We start from the raw sequence: 17,291 nt of genomic DNA on the forward strand, positions 1-17,291 counted from the left end.
CTATTGCCTGACCCGGCGCCGCTTCAGCGCGAGTCGCAGAAACCATCCGATGAGTGCTACGCCGACGCCGACCACGATGCCGGTGACGGGCAGGGTGACCACCAGCACGAGGCATCCGACGACCCCGACCACCGCGAGCACGCGGGGGTAGCGCCGCTGGCCCGGGCCCTGGCTGAACGCAGACAGATTGGCCACCACGTAGTAGAGCAGCACCCCGAACGACGAGAAGGCGATCGCGCCCCGCAGGTCGACGGTGAGCACCAGCACGGCCACGACGACGGCGAGCACGACCTCGGCGCGGTGCGGTACGCCGAACCGCGGATGCACGGCGGCGAGCCAGCGCGGCAGATCACCCTCGCGCGCCATCGCCAGCGTGGTTCGCCCGATACCCGCGATCAGGGCGAGCAGCGCTCCCAGCGACGCGGCGGCCGCACCCACCCGCACCACGGGAACAGCCCACAGCCAGCCGCTCGCCGTCGCGGTGCTCGACAGCGGAGCGACCGAGTCGGCGACGCCCTCGGGCCCGAGCGTGCCCAGAACGACGACGGCCACCACGGCGTACACGACGACGACGATCGCGAGGGCGAGCGTGATGGCGCGCGGAATCGTGCGGCCGGGGTCGCGCACCTCCTCTCCCATGGTCGCGATGCGGGCGTAGCCGGCGAACGCGAAGAACAGCAGGCCGCCCGACTGCAGGATGCCGTACCAACCGTGTGCGACGAGCGCCCCAGCGAGCCCGCCCGATACATCCGCCGCTCCCGGGCTGCCCGCAGCACCGTCGCCGAGGGCGGGCAGCCCCGTGCTGAACCCTGCGGCCACGGCCACGGCGAGTGCCAGCAGAACGACGACCACGATGACACGGGTGAGCGTCGCCGTGCGGGTCACGCCGCGATAGTTGACCGCCGCCAGCGCGAGCACGGCGAGCACGCCGACCGGTTTCTCCCAGCCGGCGGGTGCGGCATAGGCGGCGAAGGTCAGGGCCATGGCCGCACAGCTCGCCGTCTTGCCGATGACGAAACTCCAGCCGGCGAAGAATCCCCACCACTCGCCGAGCTGGCGTCGGCCGTACACGTAGGTTCCGCCCGAGTCGGGGTAGGTCGCGGCCAGCTGGGCCGACGAGGTCGCGTTGCAGAAGGCGACGATCGCGGCGACGACCAGGCCGATGAGCAGTCCATTGCCGGCGGCGCGCGCGGCCGGGCTGAAGGCGGCGAAGATGCCGGCGCCGATCATCGAACCGAGGCCGATGAAGACGGCGTCGCCGAGGCCGAGCCGACGCTGCAGACCAGGGGGCGGAACAGACGAAGCGGGAACACTCACGAGCGCAGGATACGGCATCGAGGTTTCTCGCCGGGGCGGCGCGCGACGACGGCCGGCGTGCAGCGTGCCGGTGCATCCTGCGGCGCATCCTGCGGCGCATCCTGCGGCGCATCCTGCGGCGCATCCGGCGTCGCATCGCCGACTCCCAGACCCTCGACCCGGCCGTTGCACACCCCGAGCCGGTTCGTCAATCGGGTCGTGTGGCGCACGGGCCACAGCGCGTGCATCCCGTATTCTGGAGTCACTTCTTGAAAGAAGTCTCTTCACTGGGCTCGCCATGGAATGAACCGAAAGGCACTGCGTGGCCGCATCACCCCCCGCCGGGTCGTCAGAACGACTGCTCGGTGCTCGGTACCGGTTGCAGTCGCCCATCGGCGCGGGCGGACTCGCCACCGTCTTCCTCGCCCGCGACGAGACGCTCGGGCGCGACGTCGCCGTGAAACTCTTTCACGCCAGCGGCGAATCGTCGGGGCGCCAGGAGAGCGAGCTGATGGTGCTCGCCGGCCTCGACCACCACGCTCTGGTGCAGATCCACGACGCCGGCATCGACGTCGACGAGTACGGCCGCTCGAACCGCTACATCGTCATGACGCTCGTCAATGGCAGCGACCTGCACGAGCGGCTCGTGCACACTACGCTCACCCCGCGGCACATCGCCGAGATCGGCTACGACCTCGCCGAGGCGCTCGACTACATCCACGCCCACGGCGTGATCCACCGCGACATCAAGCCCTCGAACATCCTGCTGGTCGACTACGGCGACGGGTCGCCCCGTGCTCGAGCGAAGCTGACCGACTTCGGCATCGCCATCGCCGACGACATGGAACGCCTCACCGTCGACGGCACCACCTCGGGCACGGCGGGCTACCTCAGCCCCGAGCAGGCCTCGGGCCAGCCGATCGGGCCCCCCAGCGACGTCTACTCGCTCGGGCTGGTGCTGCTCGAATGCTTCACCCGGCACCTCGAGTTTCCGGGCCGCGTCGTCGAGTCGGCGCTCGCCCGCCTGTCGCGCGATCCGGTGATTCCCGACGACCTGCCCGAGTACTGGCAGCAACTGCTCGCCGCGATGACCGCGCGCGATCCGGATGCCCGGCCGGTCAGGCACGAACTCGTGGCCGCGCTCAAACAGGTGGTCATCGCCGAGAGCGGCCGGCACAAAGACGAGGCCATGGAGCCGCTGTTCGCGCCCGGCGAGGAACGCGCCACCTTCTCGCAGCACAGCGCCATGCTCGACACCCTGCCCGACGAGGCGCTCGACCGTGTCACCGCCATGGCCGCGCGACTGTTCACAGCGCCCATCTCGATCGTGAGCATCGTCGACCACGACCGCATGTGGTTCAAGTCGCACTACGGTGAAGACTCGCGGCGGGTGGCCCGCGAGTTCGACGCCGCGCTGGCCGAACTGAGCGGCCCCGACCCCGTGATCATCGAAGACGGCATGCTCGATTCCCGAACATCCGACAACATTCTGATCACCGGGCAGCTGGGCATCCGCTTCTACGCCGGTGTGCCGCTGAAGCGCGGCAACGGCGACCTGATCGGCACGCTCTGCGTGATGGATTTCGAGCCCGGCGAGGTGACCGCGGCCGAGGTCGAGAACCTGCAAGACCTCGCCGCCCTGGTGGTCGCACAACTCGAGCTGCGCCAGGTAGGACTCCGCACCACGAATGAGGCAGCCGGAGTGGCCGAAGCGCTACCTTTGACCTGAGCGCCCGTGACCTGAGCGCGAGCGTGAGGGGATGAGATGACGTCGACGCCGACCCAGACGCAGCAGAGCCCGGGCCTGACCGCCGCCGAGGTCGCCGACCGTGTCGCCCGGGGCGACGACAACGCGTTCGTCGCGGCATCGAGCCGCAGCGCGTGGAGCATCATCCGCGCCAACCTCTTCACCCTGTTCAACGGCATCATTCTGGTCTGCTTTCTGGTGCTGCTGTTTCTGGGCCGCTGGCAGGACGCCCTGTTCGGCTTCAGCGCGATCGCCAACACCGTCATCGGGTCGGTGCAGGAGTTCAGGGCCAAGCGGTCGCTCGACCGCCTCGCGCTGATGCACGCCCCGCTCGCCCGGGTGGTGCGTGACGGCGACGAGGCGAACATCCCGGTCGCGAATCTCGTGCTCGACGACCTCGTGGTGCTGCGCGCCGGCGACCAGATGTCTGCCGATGCCGTGGTGTCGACGTCATCGCGCCTGCAGCTCGACGAGTCGATGCTGACGGGCGAGTCGGATGCCGTCGACAAGGCCGAGGGCGACCAGGTGCTCTCTGGCTCGATCGTCGTGGGCGGCGAGGGCACCGCGGTGGTCTCGCACGTGGGCGCGAACTCGTACGCGAACCGGCTCTCGAGCGACGCCAAGAAGTTCTCGCTCGTGGCCAGTGAGCTGCGATCATCCATCAACCGCGTGCTGAAGTGGATCGCGTGGATCATCGGGCCGGTGGCCCTGCTGGTGCTGAACGCGCAGATGGTCGCGCTCGGCGGCTGGCCCGAGGCCATCGAGTCGGGCAGCTGGCGAAATGGCGCGGTGTCGACGATCGCCTCGGTCGTGGCGATGATTCCGCTGGGGCTGGTGCTGATGACGAGCATCGCCTTCGCGGTCGGAGCCGTGAAGCTGTCGACACAGAAGGTGCTGGTGCAGGAGCTGGCCGCGGTCGAAGGTCTTGCCCGCATCGACATCATCTGCCTCGACAAGACGGGCACGCTGACCGAGGGCGACATCGTGTTCGACCGCATGCATGCGGTCGAACCACTTCGCACAGCCGACCGCATGCACGCGGTCGAACCACTTCGCACAGCCGACGGCGTTCATGCGATGCAGCCCGAGTCACTGACCGCGGATGCCGCACCGGGGTGGCAGCAGGTGCTGGCCTGGTACGGGGCCGAACCCGACGCGAACGCCACCGCGCGCTGCCTCATGGTGCCCTACCCGGTGCAGCAGCCGATCGAGCCCGACGGGCGCATCCCGTTCTCGTCGGCGCGCAAGTGGAGCGCGGTCAGCTTCGGCGACGCGAGCCGGGGCGCGGCCGCGGGCACGTGGGTGCTGGGCGGGCCGGAGATGGTGTTCCCGGCGGGCGCTGCGGGCGATGCAGCCGGCCCCGGTCGAGGTGGCGCAGACAGTTCCGGCGGCGATCACGGCGATGCCCACGAGGAGCTGCGCCGGCGCTCGGCCGAGCTGGCCGGCTCGGGCCGGCGCACGCTCGTGCTGGCGCACACTCCAGCCGAGCTCACCGCCGGCGACATCGACGACGAACGGCTGCCCGGCGCGGTGGAGCCGGTCGCCCTGCTGACCTTTCGCGAGAGCGTTCGGCCCGACGCGCGCGAGACCCTCGAGTACTTCGCCAGCCAGGGCGTCGACGTGCGCATCATCTCGGGAGACAACCCGCACACCGTCGCGGCGATCGCCCGCGAGGTGGGCCTCGAGGTCGTCGACGGCTTCGACGCCCGCGAGCTGCCTGACGACCCGGATGCCCTGGCCGCGGTTCTGGCCGAGCATGTGGTCTTCGGCCGCGTGACCCCGGCGCAGAAGAAGAACATCGTCGTCGCCCTGCAGCAGGCGGGCCGCACGGTCGCGATGACCGGTGACGGCGTGAACGATGCGCTCGCCATCAAAGAGGCCGACATCGGCATCGCCATGGACTCGGGGTCGGCCGCGACCAAGGCGGTGGCCCGCATCATCCTGCTCGACGGCAGGTTCTCGCGTCTGCCCGGCGTGGTCGCCGAGGGGCGACAGGTGATCGCGAACGTCGAGCGCGTGTCGATGCTCTTTCTCACCAAGACGGCCTACGCCACCGGCCTCGCGGTCATCTTCGGCGCGCTGCTACTGCAGTTTCCCTTCCTGCCGCGCCAGCTCTCGGTGGTCGACGGGCTGACCATCGGAATTCCGTCGTTCTTCCTGGCGCTCATGCCCAACACCCGGCGGTACATTCCCGGCTTCCTGCGCCGCAGCCTGAGCTTCGCCATCCCGGCCGGCATCGTGATCGCGCTGGCCCTGGCGCTCTACACGCGGCTCTCGCTCGACGCCGGCATCGGCGAGGCCGAACTGCGCACCGGGTCGACGCTCATCCTGGCCATCGTGGGCCTGTGGATTCTGATCGTGCTCTCGCGGCCCATCGACGGCATCAAGACGGTGATCATCGGCGCGATGATGATCGGCCTCGTGCTGGTGTACTCGATACCGCTCGTGACGAACTTTCTCGAGCTGGTCGACCCGTCGCTCACGACCGCGCTGCTGGTCATCCTGATCTCGGCGCTGACCGTGGGCGCCATCGAGATCGTGCGCTTCGTGCACGTGCGCTACGTGCGTCGGCACTCAGGTCAGTGCGCAGCGCCCTGAAGTAGCGCGCGGCCGGCCCCACGTACAGGGCCGCGATCGCCCCGGCCACCAGCACCACCTCGACGATCGTCGACACCGAGACCCCCGAGCCGGTTGCGATCGCCAGCAGCCCCAGCGCCAGCGTGATGCCGAAGATCACCGTCGCCGCCACCCTGAACACGGGGTCGCCCCGCGACAGGCCCGAAGCGATGGCGATGGTCAGCAGCCCGAGCAGCAGCGTCGAGGCACCGATGATCGTCACGAGCGCCGCACCGCCGATCTCGTCGACGTCGTCGGCGTAGCGCAGCAGGATGACGAGGATGCCCGCCAGAATGTCGAGCACGCCGACGATGTACGTCAGCACCACCACCACGATCACGCTCGCGGGGGCGCGCCTGGCCCGAACCTCGCTCATCGTGACCTCCGGAAGAACGTGCGCAGCACCGTTCGCAGAATGCCCAGAAACCCGAAGAAGCCGACGACGGCGCCCAGCAGGTCGAACAGGTGGAGGTTCGGCGCGATCAGCGGCCCGACCCCGTTGATGACCAGGATGATCGCGATGACCACCGCCGACACCGAGACGAAGACGCCCACGAACTCCGACACGATGCTGTTGATCCACTCCCGGTCGTCGCCCTCGGAGAACGAGCGGATGCGGATGCCGAAGGTGCCCGCGTCGAGCTTCTCCATGAGCGAGTCGATGCGACGCGGAAACTTGCGCAGCAGCGCGCGGCCGACGGCGAGCTGCGCCTGAACCCCGATCGCGAGGCGCTTCGGGTCGAGCATCCGGCGCATGATCGTGGGTACCCGCGGAAACGCCTCGGTGACGAGGTCGAAGTCGGGCACGATGACGTGCAGGCAGCCCTCGAGCGTGGCGAAGCTGCGAAAGGCCGACGAGAGGGTGGCGGGCAGCGCGATGTGGTGCTGGCGGATCACGTCGAGCATGAGCGAGAAGATCGAGCCGTCGCCGCCCCGCCGAAAGCGCACCGTCGTCAGTACGAGGCCGATGTCGTGGCGAAAGCTGTCGATGTCGGCTCCCTCGGGAACGTCGACGATGAGCATCAGGGCGTCGGTCGCCGAGATGTCGTCTTCGCTCGACGCCGCCAGCAGCAGGCCGGCCAGGTTCTCGCGCTGGCTCTTCTCGATGATGCCCACGGCGCCGAAGTCGATGAGCCCGAGGCTCGCGTCTTCGCGCAGAATCACGTTGCCGGGGTGCAGGTCGGCGTGAAAGACGCCGCACACCAGAATCTGCTCGAGCACGGCGTTCATCAGGCCCACCGCGAGCGCGTGGCGCGCCTCGGGCGTCAGTTCGGCGAGGGCCGCGGATGCCCGGCTGAGCGGCTGGCCGTCGACCAGGTCCATCGTGATCATGCGCCGGGTGCTCGCCTGGCGGTACACCTTCGGCACGTCGATCGTGATGTCGGCGGCGTCGGCGTGAGCGGCGATCTCGACCAGCGTGGCTCGGATCATCTCGGTGTTCGAGTACTCGATGCGGTAGTCGAGCTCGTCGAGCAGGGTCTGGGTGAACCCCTTCGCCACCGACTCGGCCCGCAGGTCACGCCCCTGCTGGGTATGCGTCTCGGCGGTCTTCGCGAGTCGCAGGATGATGTCGACATCGGCCTCGACCTGCGCGCGCGCCTCGGGCCGCTGCACCTTCACCACCACTCTCGTGCCGTCGAGCAGGGTGCCGCGGTGCACCTGCGCGACCGAGGCGGCCGCCAGGGGTTCTTCTTCGATGCTCTGGAAGACGTCGGAGATGGGTCGGCCGAGCTCGTCTTCGATGACCTTGCGCACGGCCGGCCATGCGATCGTGCTGGCGCCCGACTGCAGCGACGCCAGCGCCGAGAGGTACGGTTCGGGAACGAGGTCGCGCCGGGTCGACAGCACCTGTCCGAGCTTCACGAAGGTGACGCCCGACTGGTTGATGGTCTTGACCACGGCCGCGGCGCGCTGCTCTGACGTGGTCAGTTCGGCGTCGGCCCGGTTTCGCCCGCGCACGAGCCAGCCCGCGCCGTTGCGCGAGGCGATCTCGAGAATCTGCAGGTACCGCCGGGTGCGCCGCTGGCGTTTGAGACCGGCCCTGACGACATCGACCGGGTTACGCAGGGTGGAGGTCGGAAACACCGCTTCGAGAATCACCAACAGGCCCACGCCGAGGGCGAAGACCCACGCGATCGACAGCAGAATCAGGGTGATGATCACCGAGTCGGAGGCCACCGCCTTCGAGTCGGTCATCGCGCCGGTCTCGCGCAGCACCCAGATCGAGAACGGCAGCCCGCAGACGAACACCAGCACGCCGACGACGATGCTGCGCGGCCAGCCGACCGGCACTCCGAGCACACGCCTCGACACGTACCCGACGAACACCGCCGAGATGATGCCGACGACGACGAGAAGGATGATTTCGAACACGTTCTTCTGCTCCCCTGCTAGCGGCAAGACGTTGCCTCGAAGTCTAGGGGGTACGGTGTGAATCGTGATCGATACCTCTGTGCCCCAGGCCTCTGCCCGCTCACTCGACGGCCGCTCGTTCAGCTTCACCGTCGACCCGGCCGCGCAGTTCCTCGCCGGCGACTATGTGACACTCACCGACACCGAGGGGCACGAAGCCCTCGGGTTCGTCGAGGCGACCGCTGAGGATGTCCGGGGCTCCGTCTCGGGCAGTGGAAAGCTGTTGGGCGTGGTCGACCCCGACGGCCGCCTCGTCTCGCGCGCCACCCGGCCGTTCGCCCGGGCAGACGTTGGTGCGGCATCCCCCGAGGCCATCGAACGACTGTACGCCGCGACCCGCGCCACCCTCGAGATCGGGGTGCAGGTGTCGAACCCGGCCGTGCCCGCCCGGCTGCTGCCGCACCGCTTCAACCGCCACACGTTCTGGTGCGGGCAGAGCGGATCGGGCAAGACCTATGCCCTCGGCGTACTGATCGAGCAATTGCTCTCGCACACCGACCTGCCCGTGATCATCTTCGACCCCAACTCCGACTTCGTGCGGCTCGACGAGACGCTGCCCGACGCACCGGCCGACGAAGCCGCCCTGCTGCACTCGCGCGAGGTGCGCATCCTGCGACCCGGCGGTGAGGGCGAGCATCTGCGCGCCCGCTTTCTGGCCCTGCCGCTGAACGTCAGGGCCGCCCTGCTGCGACTCGACCCGCTGCGCGATCGCGAGGAGTACAACACCCTGGTACACCTCGATGAGCGGGTCAGCATGCTCGAGGCCGACGATCTGCTGGCCGACCTCGCCGCCTCGCAGAACCCCGGCGAACGTGCGCTCGCCCTGCGCCTCGACAACCTCGGGCTGCTCGGCTGGCAGGTGTGGGCTCGCGCCGAGGCCGCGGCGACCGAGATCATCGTCGACCGGCCGAACGCGACGGTGCTCGACCTCGGCGGCTTCCGGTACGCCGAAGAACCCCTCATCGCGGCCCTCTCGGTGCTCGACGATCTCTGGCGGCGACGCGAAGAACGGCGCCCGGTGCTGCTCGTCATCGACGAGGCGCACAATCTCTGCTCGCCCGAGCTGACCAGCCCGCTGCAGGTGGCCATCCGCGAGCTCATTCTGCAGATCGCGGCCGAGGGCCGCAAGTTCGGCCTGTGGCTGCTGTTGTCGACCCAGCGGCCGTCGAAGATCCACCCGGGCATCATCTCGCAGTGCGACAACCTGGCCCTGATGAAGATGAGCTCGCCCCTCGATCTCGCCGAGCTCGCCACGGTCTTCGGCTTCGCCCCCGAGGCACTGCTGGCGCAGTCGCCGAACTTCCGCCAGGGCGAGGCCCTCTTCGCGGGCGGCTTCAGCCCGGCCCCTGGCATCGTGCAGGTGCGCGGCCGCCTCACCGTCGAGGGCGGCATCGACGTTCCCGTGCCGCTGCGCGCCTGACCCCGCCGCCGGTCGGGGCTGAGGCCGGCCCGCCGGCTTCTGCGACCCGCCCCGAACCGGCCCGCACCGGGCACGGCGCGGGGTGGCGGGGTGTGGGATGATCGGGGAATGGCCGGCCGACTGATGCTGCTCGACACCGCTTCGCTGTACTTCCGCGCGTTCTACGGGGTGCCCGACACGGTGAAGGCGCCCGACGGCACACCGGTGAACGCGGTTCGTGGGTTGCTCGACATGATCGGGCGCCTGGTCACCGACTTCGAGCCCACCTCTGTCGTGGCCTGCTGGGACGACGCGTGGCGCCCGCAGTGGAGAACCGCGCTCATCCCGAGCTACAAGCTGCACCGGGTGGCCGAAGAGGTGCCGGGCGGCGTCGACGTCGAAGAGACCCCGCCGGCCCTCGTGCAGCAGATTCCGTTGATCAGGGAGGTGCTCCAGGCATTCGGCATTCCGATCGTGGGGGCGCACGACCACGAGGCCGATGATGTGATCGGAACGCTCGCCACCCGCTCGAACGACCCGGTCGACGTCATCACCGGCGACCGCGATCTGTTCCAGCTGGCCGACGACGAGCGCGGCGTGCGCATCGTCTACACCGCGCGCGGCATGAGCCGCCTCGAGCTCGTCACCGACGAGGTGGTGCGCTCGAAGTACGGCGTCGGCGCCGCGCAGTACGTCGACTTCGCGGTGCTGCGCGGAGACACGTCTGACGGGCTGCCGGGTGTGGCCGGCGTCGGCGAGAAGACGGCGGCCACGCTGGTGCGCGATTTCGGTTCGGTCGAGGCGATCGTGGCGGCCGCGGCAGACCGGTCGACCCCGATGTCGGCGTCGCTGCGGGCGAAGATCAGTGCGGCATCCGACTACCTGGCGGTCGCCCCGCGGGTGGTCGAGGTGGTGCGTGACCTGCCGTTCGACGACGCCGCCATCGCGTCGTCGGGCCTGCTCGAGCCGGTGACGCCGCAGCAGCGGTCGGAGATCGAGCGACTCGCGAAGCAGTGGGGCCTCGGCGGGTCGGTCGACCGGGCGTTGCGCGCCCTGCCTGCCGCCGAGTAGCGGCCATCGCCTACTGCTCGTCGAGGCCGGCCGCCGTGAGGGCGCGGTCGATGGTGGGCTGGATTCGCCCGGCTTCGTCGAGGCCGGCGAACCAGCGCGAGGCGCGTGCGGCCGCCACCGCGGCCTCGGGCAGGCCGACGAGGTACAGCGTGGCTCCGTCGGCGGTGAGTGCGGCATCCAGGTCGCGCAGCCCGTCGAGCACGGTCACGGTGACGTGCGGAAGGGTGGCGACCTCGAACACGACGACCAGCGGCTGCGGGGCGCCGGCGGTGGCGCTGCTGGTGGTGGCGGCGGCGGTGGCGTTGGTGGTGGCGGTGTTGGCGGTGTTGGCGGTGTTGGCGGTGTTTGCGGTGTTGGCGGTCGCCGCAGCGAGCACGGCGCGCGCGGTCGGCTTGATGTTGGCCGTGTAGAGGCCCGACGTGAGGTGCAGGGCGAGCATCCGGGGGTCGGGCGGCTGGTCGCCGGGCTGGGCCACGATCGACCATGCGCCCGACGCGCGCCGGTAGATCGGGGCGACCTGGGGCTGGTTCAGCTCGCGCAGCACGAGCACCAGGGTGATGAGCACCCCCGTGATCACTCCCGGCAGCAGCCCTGCCGTCACGGCGACGACCGCAGTGGCGCCGGCCAGCCAGGCCTCGACCGGGCTGAGCCGCGCCAGGCGCCTGAAGTCGCTGATCGTGACGAGTCCGACCGCCGCCACGATCACCAGCGACCCCAGCACCGCCTGCGGCAGGTCGCTCAGCACCGGGGCGAGAAAGAGCGCGACCAGAACCGCGATCAGTGCCGTCATGAGACTGGCGACCTGCGTACGCACGCCCGCAGCGCGCGAGACGGCCGCCTGCGAGAACCCACCGCCGGCCGGCAGCGCCTGGGTGAACGACGAGAGCAGGCTGGCCGCGCCGAGCGCCAGCAGCTCCTGATCGGCATCGATGTCGGCATCGTCGCAGGCTTTCACACTGCGTGCCGCCGAGATCGACTCGAGGAACGCCATGATCGCGACGGCGAAGGCGGTGGGCAGCAGCGCTCCGACGACCCCGAGGTCGGGCATCCGGATGCCCGGCAGCCCGTTCGGCACCGCAGCGATCTGGCTCACCCCCGCCGCCCCCAGTCCGGTGAACGCGATGAGAACGATGCCCGCAACGACCACGATCAGCGCGCCGGGGACGCGCGGCGCGAACCGGCTGATCAGCAGCAGCACGACGATCGCCGCCGCCGACAGCACCACCGTCGGCAGGTTGGCGGCACCGAGGTGCGCGATCGAATAGCCGAGGGTTGCGAAGAATCCACTGCCGGGCGGCGGCGAGGCGATGCCCAGCAGCTTCGGCAGCTGGCTGGCCGCGATGGTCAGGCCCGTTCCGGCGCGAATGCCGATCAGCGTCGCCTCCGACACGTTCTCGACGAGAGAACCCAGCCGCAGCAGGCGTGCCAGCAGCAGCACGACCCCGACCATCAGCGTGAGCGTGACCAGGTCGCGCACCGGGTCGCTCGAGGCAGAGGCTGCCGCGGCGGCCAGCAGCGACGACGCCGTGAGCGTCGCGATCGTCGAGGTGGTCGACACGTTCAGAGCCCGAGAGCCGCCGAGCAGCGCGTAGACGACGGCGGGCAGCATGCACGTGTACAGCCCGATCTGAACGGGCAGCCCGGCGATGGTGGCATACGCCATCGCCTGAGGCAGAATCACCGCCGAGGCGGTCAGTCCGCCGAGAATATCGGCCCGCAGCGCCATCGCAGAGTAGGGGCGGATGCTCGGCAGAAGCCACGCGCGCGACCTCGTCACCACCCGGGACTTCTGCACACTCTTCCCCTCGTCGATGCTCTGCACAATGTCGTCGAAAGTCTATTGGTGACCCCCGAGCGTGGGGCAGTATGAGTGCCAGGAAGAGCCCGACGACGAGGCCGCGCTCCCGATTCAGCACGAGGGGTATCAATGACGCACGACAAGCCGATCCAGCGCGCAGCGCTGCCGATTCCCGATCTGGCCTACACCGGCACGGTCACCTACGACGCAACCGATCCCGACACCCACTTTCCGCCCATCCGCGACGTCGAACCGCCGGAAGGTGCGCCGAACGTGCTGGTCATTCTGATCGACGACTGCGGCTTCGGGGCGTCGAGCACGTTCGGAGGCCCCATCGACACGCCCAATTTCGATCGCATCGCCGCAGCTGGGCTCAAATACACGCGATTCCACACCACCGCCATCTGTTCACCCACGCGCGCGGCGCTGCTTTCCGGGCGCAACCACCACACCGTCGGCATGGGCGGCATCACCGAGATCGCCACCAGTGCACCCGGGTACAGCTCGGTACGCCCGAACAACTGCGCACCTCTGGCCGAGACGCTGAAGCTGAACGGCTACAACACCGCCCAGTTCGGCAAGTGCCACGAGGTGCCGGTGTGGCAGACCAGCCCTGTCGGGCCGTTCAACCAGTGGCCGAGCCCTGGCGGCGGCTTCGAGTACTTCTACGGCTTCATCGGCGGCGAGACGAACCAGTGGTACCCCGCAATCTACGACGGCATCACCCCGGTCGAACCGTGGGGCACGCCCGAAGAGGGGTATCACTTCATGGGTGACATGACCGACAAGGCAATCGCCTGGACGCGGCAGCAGAAGGCGCTCGCCCCGAACCGGCCGTTCTTCACCTACTTCGCCCCCGGCGCGACGCACGCTCCCCACCACGTGCCCGCCGAGTGGGCCGACAAATACAAGGGAAAGTTCGACCAGGGTTGGGACGCCCTGCGCGAAGAGACGTTCGCGCGGCAGAAGGCGCTCGGGGTGGTCCCCGAGGGTGCGACACTGACGACCCGAAGCGAGGGCATCCCCGCGTGGGACGAAATGAGCGACGAGCTCAAGCCGGTGCTTGCACGTCAGATGGAGGTCTACGCTGGATTTCTCGCGTACACCGACCACCACGTCGGGCGGTTGCTCGACGCGTATGAGGCACTGGGCATCCTCGACGACACGCTGGTGTACGCGATCATCGGCGACAACGGGGCCAGCGCCGAAGGCACGATGCGCGGCACGACCAACGAGTACTTTCTGCTGAACCACGCGGAAGCCCTCGAAACCGAACAGTTTCTGATCGACCACAAAGACGACCTCGGCACGCCGCAGTCGTACAACCACTACGCCATCGGCTGGGCGCACGCCATGGACACCCCCTACCAGTGGACCAAGCAGGTCGCGTCGCACTGGGGTGGCACCCGCAACGGCACCGTGGTCAGCTGGCCGAACGGCATCGCGGCCCGGGGCGAGATTCGCAACCAGTTCGCGCATTGCATCGACGTCGCTCCGACGGTGCTCGAGGCGGCCGGCATCCCCGAACCGTCGACCGTCAATGGCGTCACGCAGCGGCCGTACGAGGGCACGTCGATGCTTTACTCCTTCAACGATGCCGACGCCCCAGAGCAGCATGAGACGCAGTACTTCGAGATGCTCGGCAACCGCGCGATCTACCACAAAGGATGGACGGCGGTGGCGAAGCACAAGTTCCCGTGGCTCGCCTCTGACCACGGGCTCGACGACGACGTGTGGGAGCTCTACAACGTCGAAGAAGACTGGACCCAGGCGCACGACCTTGCCGCCGAGCATCCTGACCGCCTCGCCCATCTGCAGCGGCTTTTTCTCGTGCAGGCGGCACGCTTCAACGTGCTGCCGATGGACATCCGCTCAGCTGAGCGGTTCAACGACGACCTGGCAGGCCGCCCCACGCTCATCAAGGGCACCACGCAGATGCTCTACCCGGGCATGAAACGGCTGAGCGAAGGTTCGGCCATCAACATCAAGAACAAGTCGTACACGGTGACCGCGCAGCTCACCGTGCCTGAGGCGGGAGTCGACGGCGTGATCGTGGTGCAGGGCGGCGCGTTCGGCGGTTGGAGCGTCTACACCGTCGGCTCGGTGTTGAAGTTCGCCTACAACGTGTTGGGCGTCACGCTCTACACGATCACGGCAGACGAACCGCTGTCGGCGGGCGACCACGAGATCCGCGCGCACTTCGCCTACGACGGCGGGGGGCTCGGCAAGGGTGGCACCGTGACACTGTTCAGCGATGACGCCGAGATCGGCTCGGGGCGAGTCGAGAACACCGTGCCGCTGGTGTTCTCGCTCGACGAGACGGTCGATGTCGGGCTCGACTCGGCCTCTCCTGTCTCGACCGACTACGAAGCGACGGGCAACGGGTTCACGGGCCAGATCGCATGGGTGCGCATCGACATCGGCGACGACGACCACAGCCACCTCGAGAGCGACGACCACCGGTTCCAGGTGGCGATGATCAGGCAGTAGGGTCGGCAGGCGAACTGCCGCCGGTGCGTAGCGGGAGGTATCGGCGGTCGGGGCCCCGCGGTCAGCTCCTCGTGCGGCCGCGGGCCCGGTGGCGGAAGCCCGCGAGCAGCGAGAGCGAGCTGAAGGCGGCCATCACGCTGACGAAGGAGAATGCCGACAGAATCGACAGCGACGAGGCGACGCTGCCGATCGAGAGGAACGAGCCGGCACTGCCGATCGACCCGAACGATCCGGCGCTGCCGATAGAGAGAACCGAGTGGCTCGAACCGATCGAGAGAAACGAGTGGGTCGATCTGATGCTGAGTTTCGAACCGTCATCCATGCTGACAGGATGCCCCCAACCTTCGCCTGCCGCAAGGCATTCGACCGTCGTGGTGGGTGCGGCGGCACGCCAACGACTACCGTTTGACTATGACTACCGATGAAACCGCCACGGCAGACGCCGAAAGCGCGGGCACCGAGACCACCTTCGCCGACCTCGGGCTCAGCGACGCGGTTCTGCGGGCCGTGCGCGACGTCGGCTACGAGACCCCGTCGGCCATCCAGGCGGCGACCATTCCGCCGCTGCTCACCGGCCGCGACGTCGTCGGCCTGGCCCAGACCGGCACCGGAAAGACGGCTGCGTTCGCGCTGCCCATCCTGAGCCGGCTCGATGTGTCGCAGAAGAAGCCGCAGGCCCTCGTGCTCTCCCCCACCCGTGAGCTCGCCCTGCAGGTCTGCGAGGCCTTCGAGCAGTACGCCGCCCACCTGCGCGGAGTGCACGTTCTGCCCGTCTACGGCGGCCAGGCCTACGGCGTGCAGCTCTCGGCCCTGCGCCGCGGCGTTCACGTGGTCGTCGGCACCCCCGGCCGCATCATGGACCACCTCGCCAAGGGCACTCTCGACCTCAGCGAGCTGAAATACCTGGTGCTCGACGAGGCGGACGAGATGCTCAAGATGGGCTTCGCCGAAGACGTCGAGACGATTCTCGCCGACACCCCCGACGACAAGCAGGTCGCCCTGTTCTCGGCCACGATGCCGCCGCAGATCCGCCGCATCTCGAAGCAGTACCTGAACGACGCCGAAGAGATCACGGTCAAGAACAAGACCACCACGTCGGCGAACACCACGCAGCGCTACCTCATGGTGTCGTACCCGCAGAAGGTGGATGCGCTGACGCGCATTCTCGAGGTCGAGAACTTCGAGGGCATGATCGTCTTCGTGCGCACCAAGAGCGAGACCGAGGTGCTCGCCGAGAAGCTGCGCGCGCGTGGCTACTCGGCCGCCGCCATCTCGGGCGACGTCGCCCAGGCCCAGCGCGAACGCACCGTCAACCAGCTGAAGAGCGGCAAGCTCGACATTCTGGTGGCCACCGATGTCGCCGCCCGCGGCCTCGACGTCGACCGCATCAGCCACGTCGTCAACTACGACATCCCCATCGACACCGAGTCGTACGTGCACCGCATCGGCCGCACCGGCCGCGCAGGCCGCAGCGGGGCCGCCATCAGCTTCGTCACGCCGCGCGAGCGCCGGCTGCTCGGCGCCATCGAGAAGGCGACGCGCCAGCCCCTCACCGAGATGCAGCTGCCGTCGGTCGACGACGTCAACGTCACCCGCCTCACCCGCTTCGACGACGCGATCACCGCGGCACTGGCCCAGCACGAGCGCATCTCTGCCTTCCGCGACATCGTGGGGCACTACGTCGAGCACCACGACGTGCCCGAGGGCGATGTGGCGGCCGCGCTTGCGGTGGTCGCTCAAGGCGACACTCCGCTGCTGCTGCCGCCCGAAGACCGGCACGCCCGCCGCGACGACCGCTACGGTCGCGACGGCCGCGACGACCGGTCTGCGCGCGACGGCGCCGACCGCGACTCGCGTGCAGACCGGGGGTTCGCGGATGACCGGCCAGACCGCCCCGAACGCCGCCCCCGCAGCAGCAAACCCATGTCGCCGTACCGCATCGAAGTGGGCAAGCGGCAGAGGGTCGAGCCCCGTCAGATCGTCGGTGCCCTCGCGAACGAGGGTGGACTCAGCCGCGACGACTTCGGGCACATCGACATCCGCCCCGACTTCTCGATCGTCGAACTGCCCGCAGACCTGGCCGGCGCTGTGCTCGAGAGGCTGCACGACACGCGCATCAGCGGAAAGCTCATCGAGATCAAGCCCGACCGCAGGGGTGGCCAGCGTGCCGCCGTCGCCAAGAACGACTTCCGCCCCGACGACCGCCCGCCGCGCAAGCCGCGCCACAAGTAGCTCAGTGGCCGGTCGAGTAGCGGCAGAGGGCCGCGTATCGAGACCCCCACGCCTCCCGGTTTCGATACGCAGGGCTCCGCCCCGCTACTCAACCGGCGCACGCCGCTCCGTCGCTGGTCGAGTAGCGGGGCGGAGAACCGCGTATCGAGACCCCCACGCCTCCCGGGTTCGATACGCAGGGCTCCGCCCCGCTACTCAACCGGCGCACGCCGCTCCGTCGCCGGTCGAGT

General features: G+C 69.0%; 12 protein-coding genes. 6 read left to right on the forward strand and 6 right to left on the reverse strand.

Annotated elements, in window-relative coordinates; translation table 11 throughout:
* Together V3W46_RS13880 and V3W46_RS13885 are read right to left on the reverse strand one after the other, a co-directional pair.
* Positions 1-1,335 (reverse strand): APC family permease, encoded by a 1,335-nt coding sequence (locus V3W46_RS13880; RefSeq protein WP_331783717.1) that lies wholly within the window; start codon positions 1,333-1,335, stop codon positions 1-3.
* Positions 1,314-1,544: a hypothetical protein gene (locus V3W46_RS13885; RefSeq protein WP_331783718.1), complete on the reverse strand. Its 231-nt coding sequence runs from the start codon at positions 1,542-1,544 to the stop codon at positions 1,314-1,316. The genes V3W46_RS13880 and V3W46_RS13885 overlap by 22 nt, the downstream gene beginning before the upstream one ends.
* A 74-nt stretch (positions 1,545-1,618) precedes the next feature.
* Between V3W46_RS13885 and V3W46_RS13890 the strand changes: the two genes are divergently transcribed.
* Positions 1,619-3,025, forward strand: a complete 1,407-nt coding sequence (locus V3W46_RS13890; protein ID WP_331783719.1) for a protein kinase domain-containing protein — start codon at positions 1,619-1,621, stop codon at positions 3,023-3,025.
* Between the two features lie 36 nt (positions 3,026-3,061).
* A complete protein-coding gene (locus V3W46_RS13895; RefSeq protein ID WP_331783720.1) occupies positions 3,062-5,641 on the forward strand; it encodes an HAD-IC family P-type ATPase in 2,580 nt (859 codons plus the stop codon).
* On the opposite strand, the gene V3W46_RS13900 is transcribed toward V3W46_RS13895, so the two are convergent.
* Together V3W46_RS13900 and V3W46_RS13905 are read right to left on the reverse strand one after the other, a co-directional pair.
* Positions 5,541-6,035: a hypothetical protein gene (locus V3W46_RS13900; protein WP_331783721.1), complete on the reverse strand. Its 495-nt coding sequence runs from the start codon at positions 6,033-6,035 to the stop codon at positions 5,541-5,543. The genes V3W46_RS13895 and V3W46_RS13900 overlap by 101 nt on opposite strands.
* A complete protein-coding gene (locus tag V3W46_RS13905; RefSeq protein ID WP_331783722.1) occupies positions 6,032-8,032 on the reverse strand; it encodes an ABC1 kinase family protein in 2,001 nt (666 codons plus the stop codon). Before V3W46_RS13905 ends, V3W46_RS13900 begins: the two co-directional genes overlap by 4 nt.
* 64 nt (positions 8,033-8,096) lie before the next feature.
* Here V3W46_RS13905 and V3W46_RS13910 point away from each other — a divergent pair, with 64 nt between their 5' ends.
* Both V3W46_RS13910 and V3W46_RS13915 read left to right on the forward strand, forming a co-directional pair.
* On the forward strand, positions 8,097-9,491 hold the full coding sequence (locus V3W46_RS13910; RefSeq protein ID WP_331783723.1) for an ATP-binding protein: 1,395 nt from the start codon (positions 8,097-8,099) through the stop codon (positions 9,489-9,491).
* Positions 9,492-9,599: 108 nt separating this feature from the next.
* On the forward strand, positions 9,600-10,541 hold the full coding sequence (locus V3W46_RS13915) for a 5'-3' exonuclease (RefSeq protein WP_331783724.1): 942 nt from the start codon (positions 9,600-9,602) through the stop codon (positions 10,539-10,541).
* 10 nt (positions 10,542-10,551) lie between these two features.
* On the opposite strand, the gene V3W46_RS13920 is transcribed toward V3W46_RS13915, so the two are convergent.
* Positions 10,552-12,336, reverse strand: coding sequence for a SulP family inorganic anion transporter (locus tag V3W46_RS13920; RefSeq protein WP_331783725.1), 1,785 nt, complete (start codon positions 12,334-12,336; stop codon positions 10,552-10,554).
* 132 nt (positions 12,337-12,468) lie between these two features.
* On the opposite strand from V3W46_RS13920, the gene V3W46_RS13925 reads away from it, so the two are divergent.
* A complete protein-coding gene (locus V3W46_RS13925) occupies positions 12,469-14,829 on the forward strand; it encodes an arylsulfatase (RefSeq protein WP_331783726.1) in 2,361 nt (786 codons plus the stop codon).
* A gap of 61 nt (positions 14,830-14,890) precedes the next feature.
* Here the strand turns inward: V3W46_RS13925 and V3W46_RS13930 are convergent, their stop codons facing one another.
* On the reverse strand, positions 14,891-15,151 hold the full coding sequence (locus tag V3W46_RS13930; RefSeq protein ID WP_331783727.1) for a hypothetical protein: 261 nt from the start codon (positions 15,149-15,151) through the stop codon (positions 14,891-14,893).
* An 89-nt stretch (positions 15,152-15,240) separates the two neighbouring features.
* Between V3W46_RS13930 and V3W46_RS13935 the strand changes: the two genes are divergently transcribed.
* A complete protein-coding gene (locus V3W46_RS13935) occupies positions 15,241-17,061 on the forward strand; it encodes a DEAD/DEAH box helicase (protein WP_331783728.1) in 1,821 nt (606 codons plus the stop codon).
* The last annotated feature ends 230 nt before the right edge of the window (positions 17,062-17,291 follow it).

It is taken from the genome of Subtercola sp. YIM 133946 (genome assembly GCF_036553535.1).
Classification (GTDB): Bacteria; Actinomycetota; Actinomycetes; order Actinomycetales; family Microbacteriaceae; genus Subtercola.

Coding starts and splice junctions, on each gene's coding strand:
- V3W46_RS13880 (WP_331783717.1), bottom strand. CDS start 1,335: ATGCCGTATCCTGCGCTCGTGAGTGTTCCCGCTTCGTCTGTTCCGCCC.
- V3W46_RS13885 (WP_331783718.1), bottom strand. CDS start 1,544: ATGCACGCGCTGTGGCCCGTGCGCCACACGACCCGATTGACGAACCGG.
- V3W46_RS13895 (WP_331783720.1), top strand. CDS start 3,062: ATGACGTCGACGCCGACCCAGACGCAGCAGAGCCCGGGCCTGACCGCC.
- V3W46_RS13900 (WP_331783721.1), bottom strand. CDS start 6,035: ATGAGCGAGGTTCGGGCCAGGCGCGCCCCCGCGAGCGTGATCGTGGTG.
- V3W46_RS13915 (WP_331783724.1), top strand. CDS start 9,600: ATGGCCGGCCGACTGATGCTGCTCGACACCGCTTCGCTGTACTTCCGC.
- V3W46_RS13925 (WP_331783726.1), top strand. CDS start 12,469: ATGACGCACGACAAGCCGATCCAGCGCGCAGCGCTGCCGATTCCCGAT.
- V3W46_RS13930 (WP_331783727.1), bottom strand. CDS start 15,151: ATGGATGACGGTTCGAAACTCAGCATCAGATCGACCCACTCGTTTCTC.
- V3W46_RS13935 (WP_331783728.1), top strand. CDS start 15,241: ATGACTACCGATGAAACCGCCACGGCAGACGCCGAAAGCGCGGGCACC.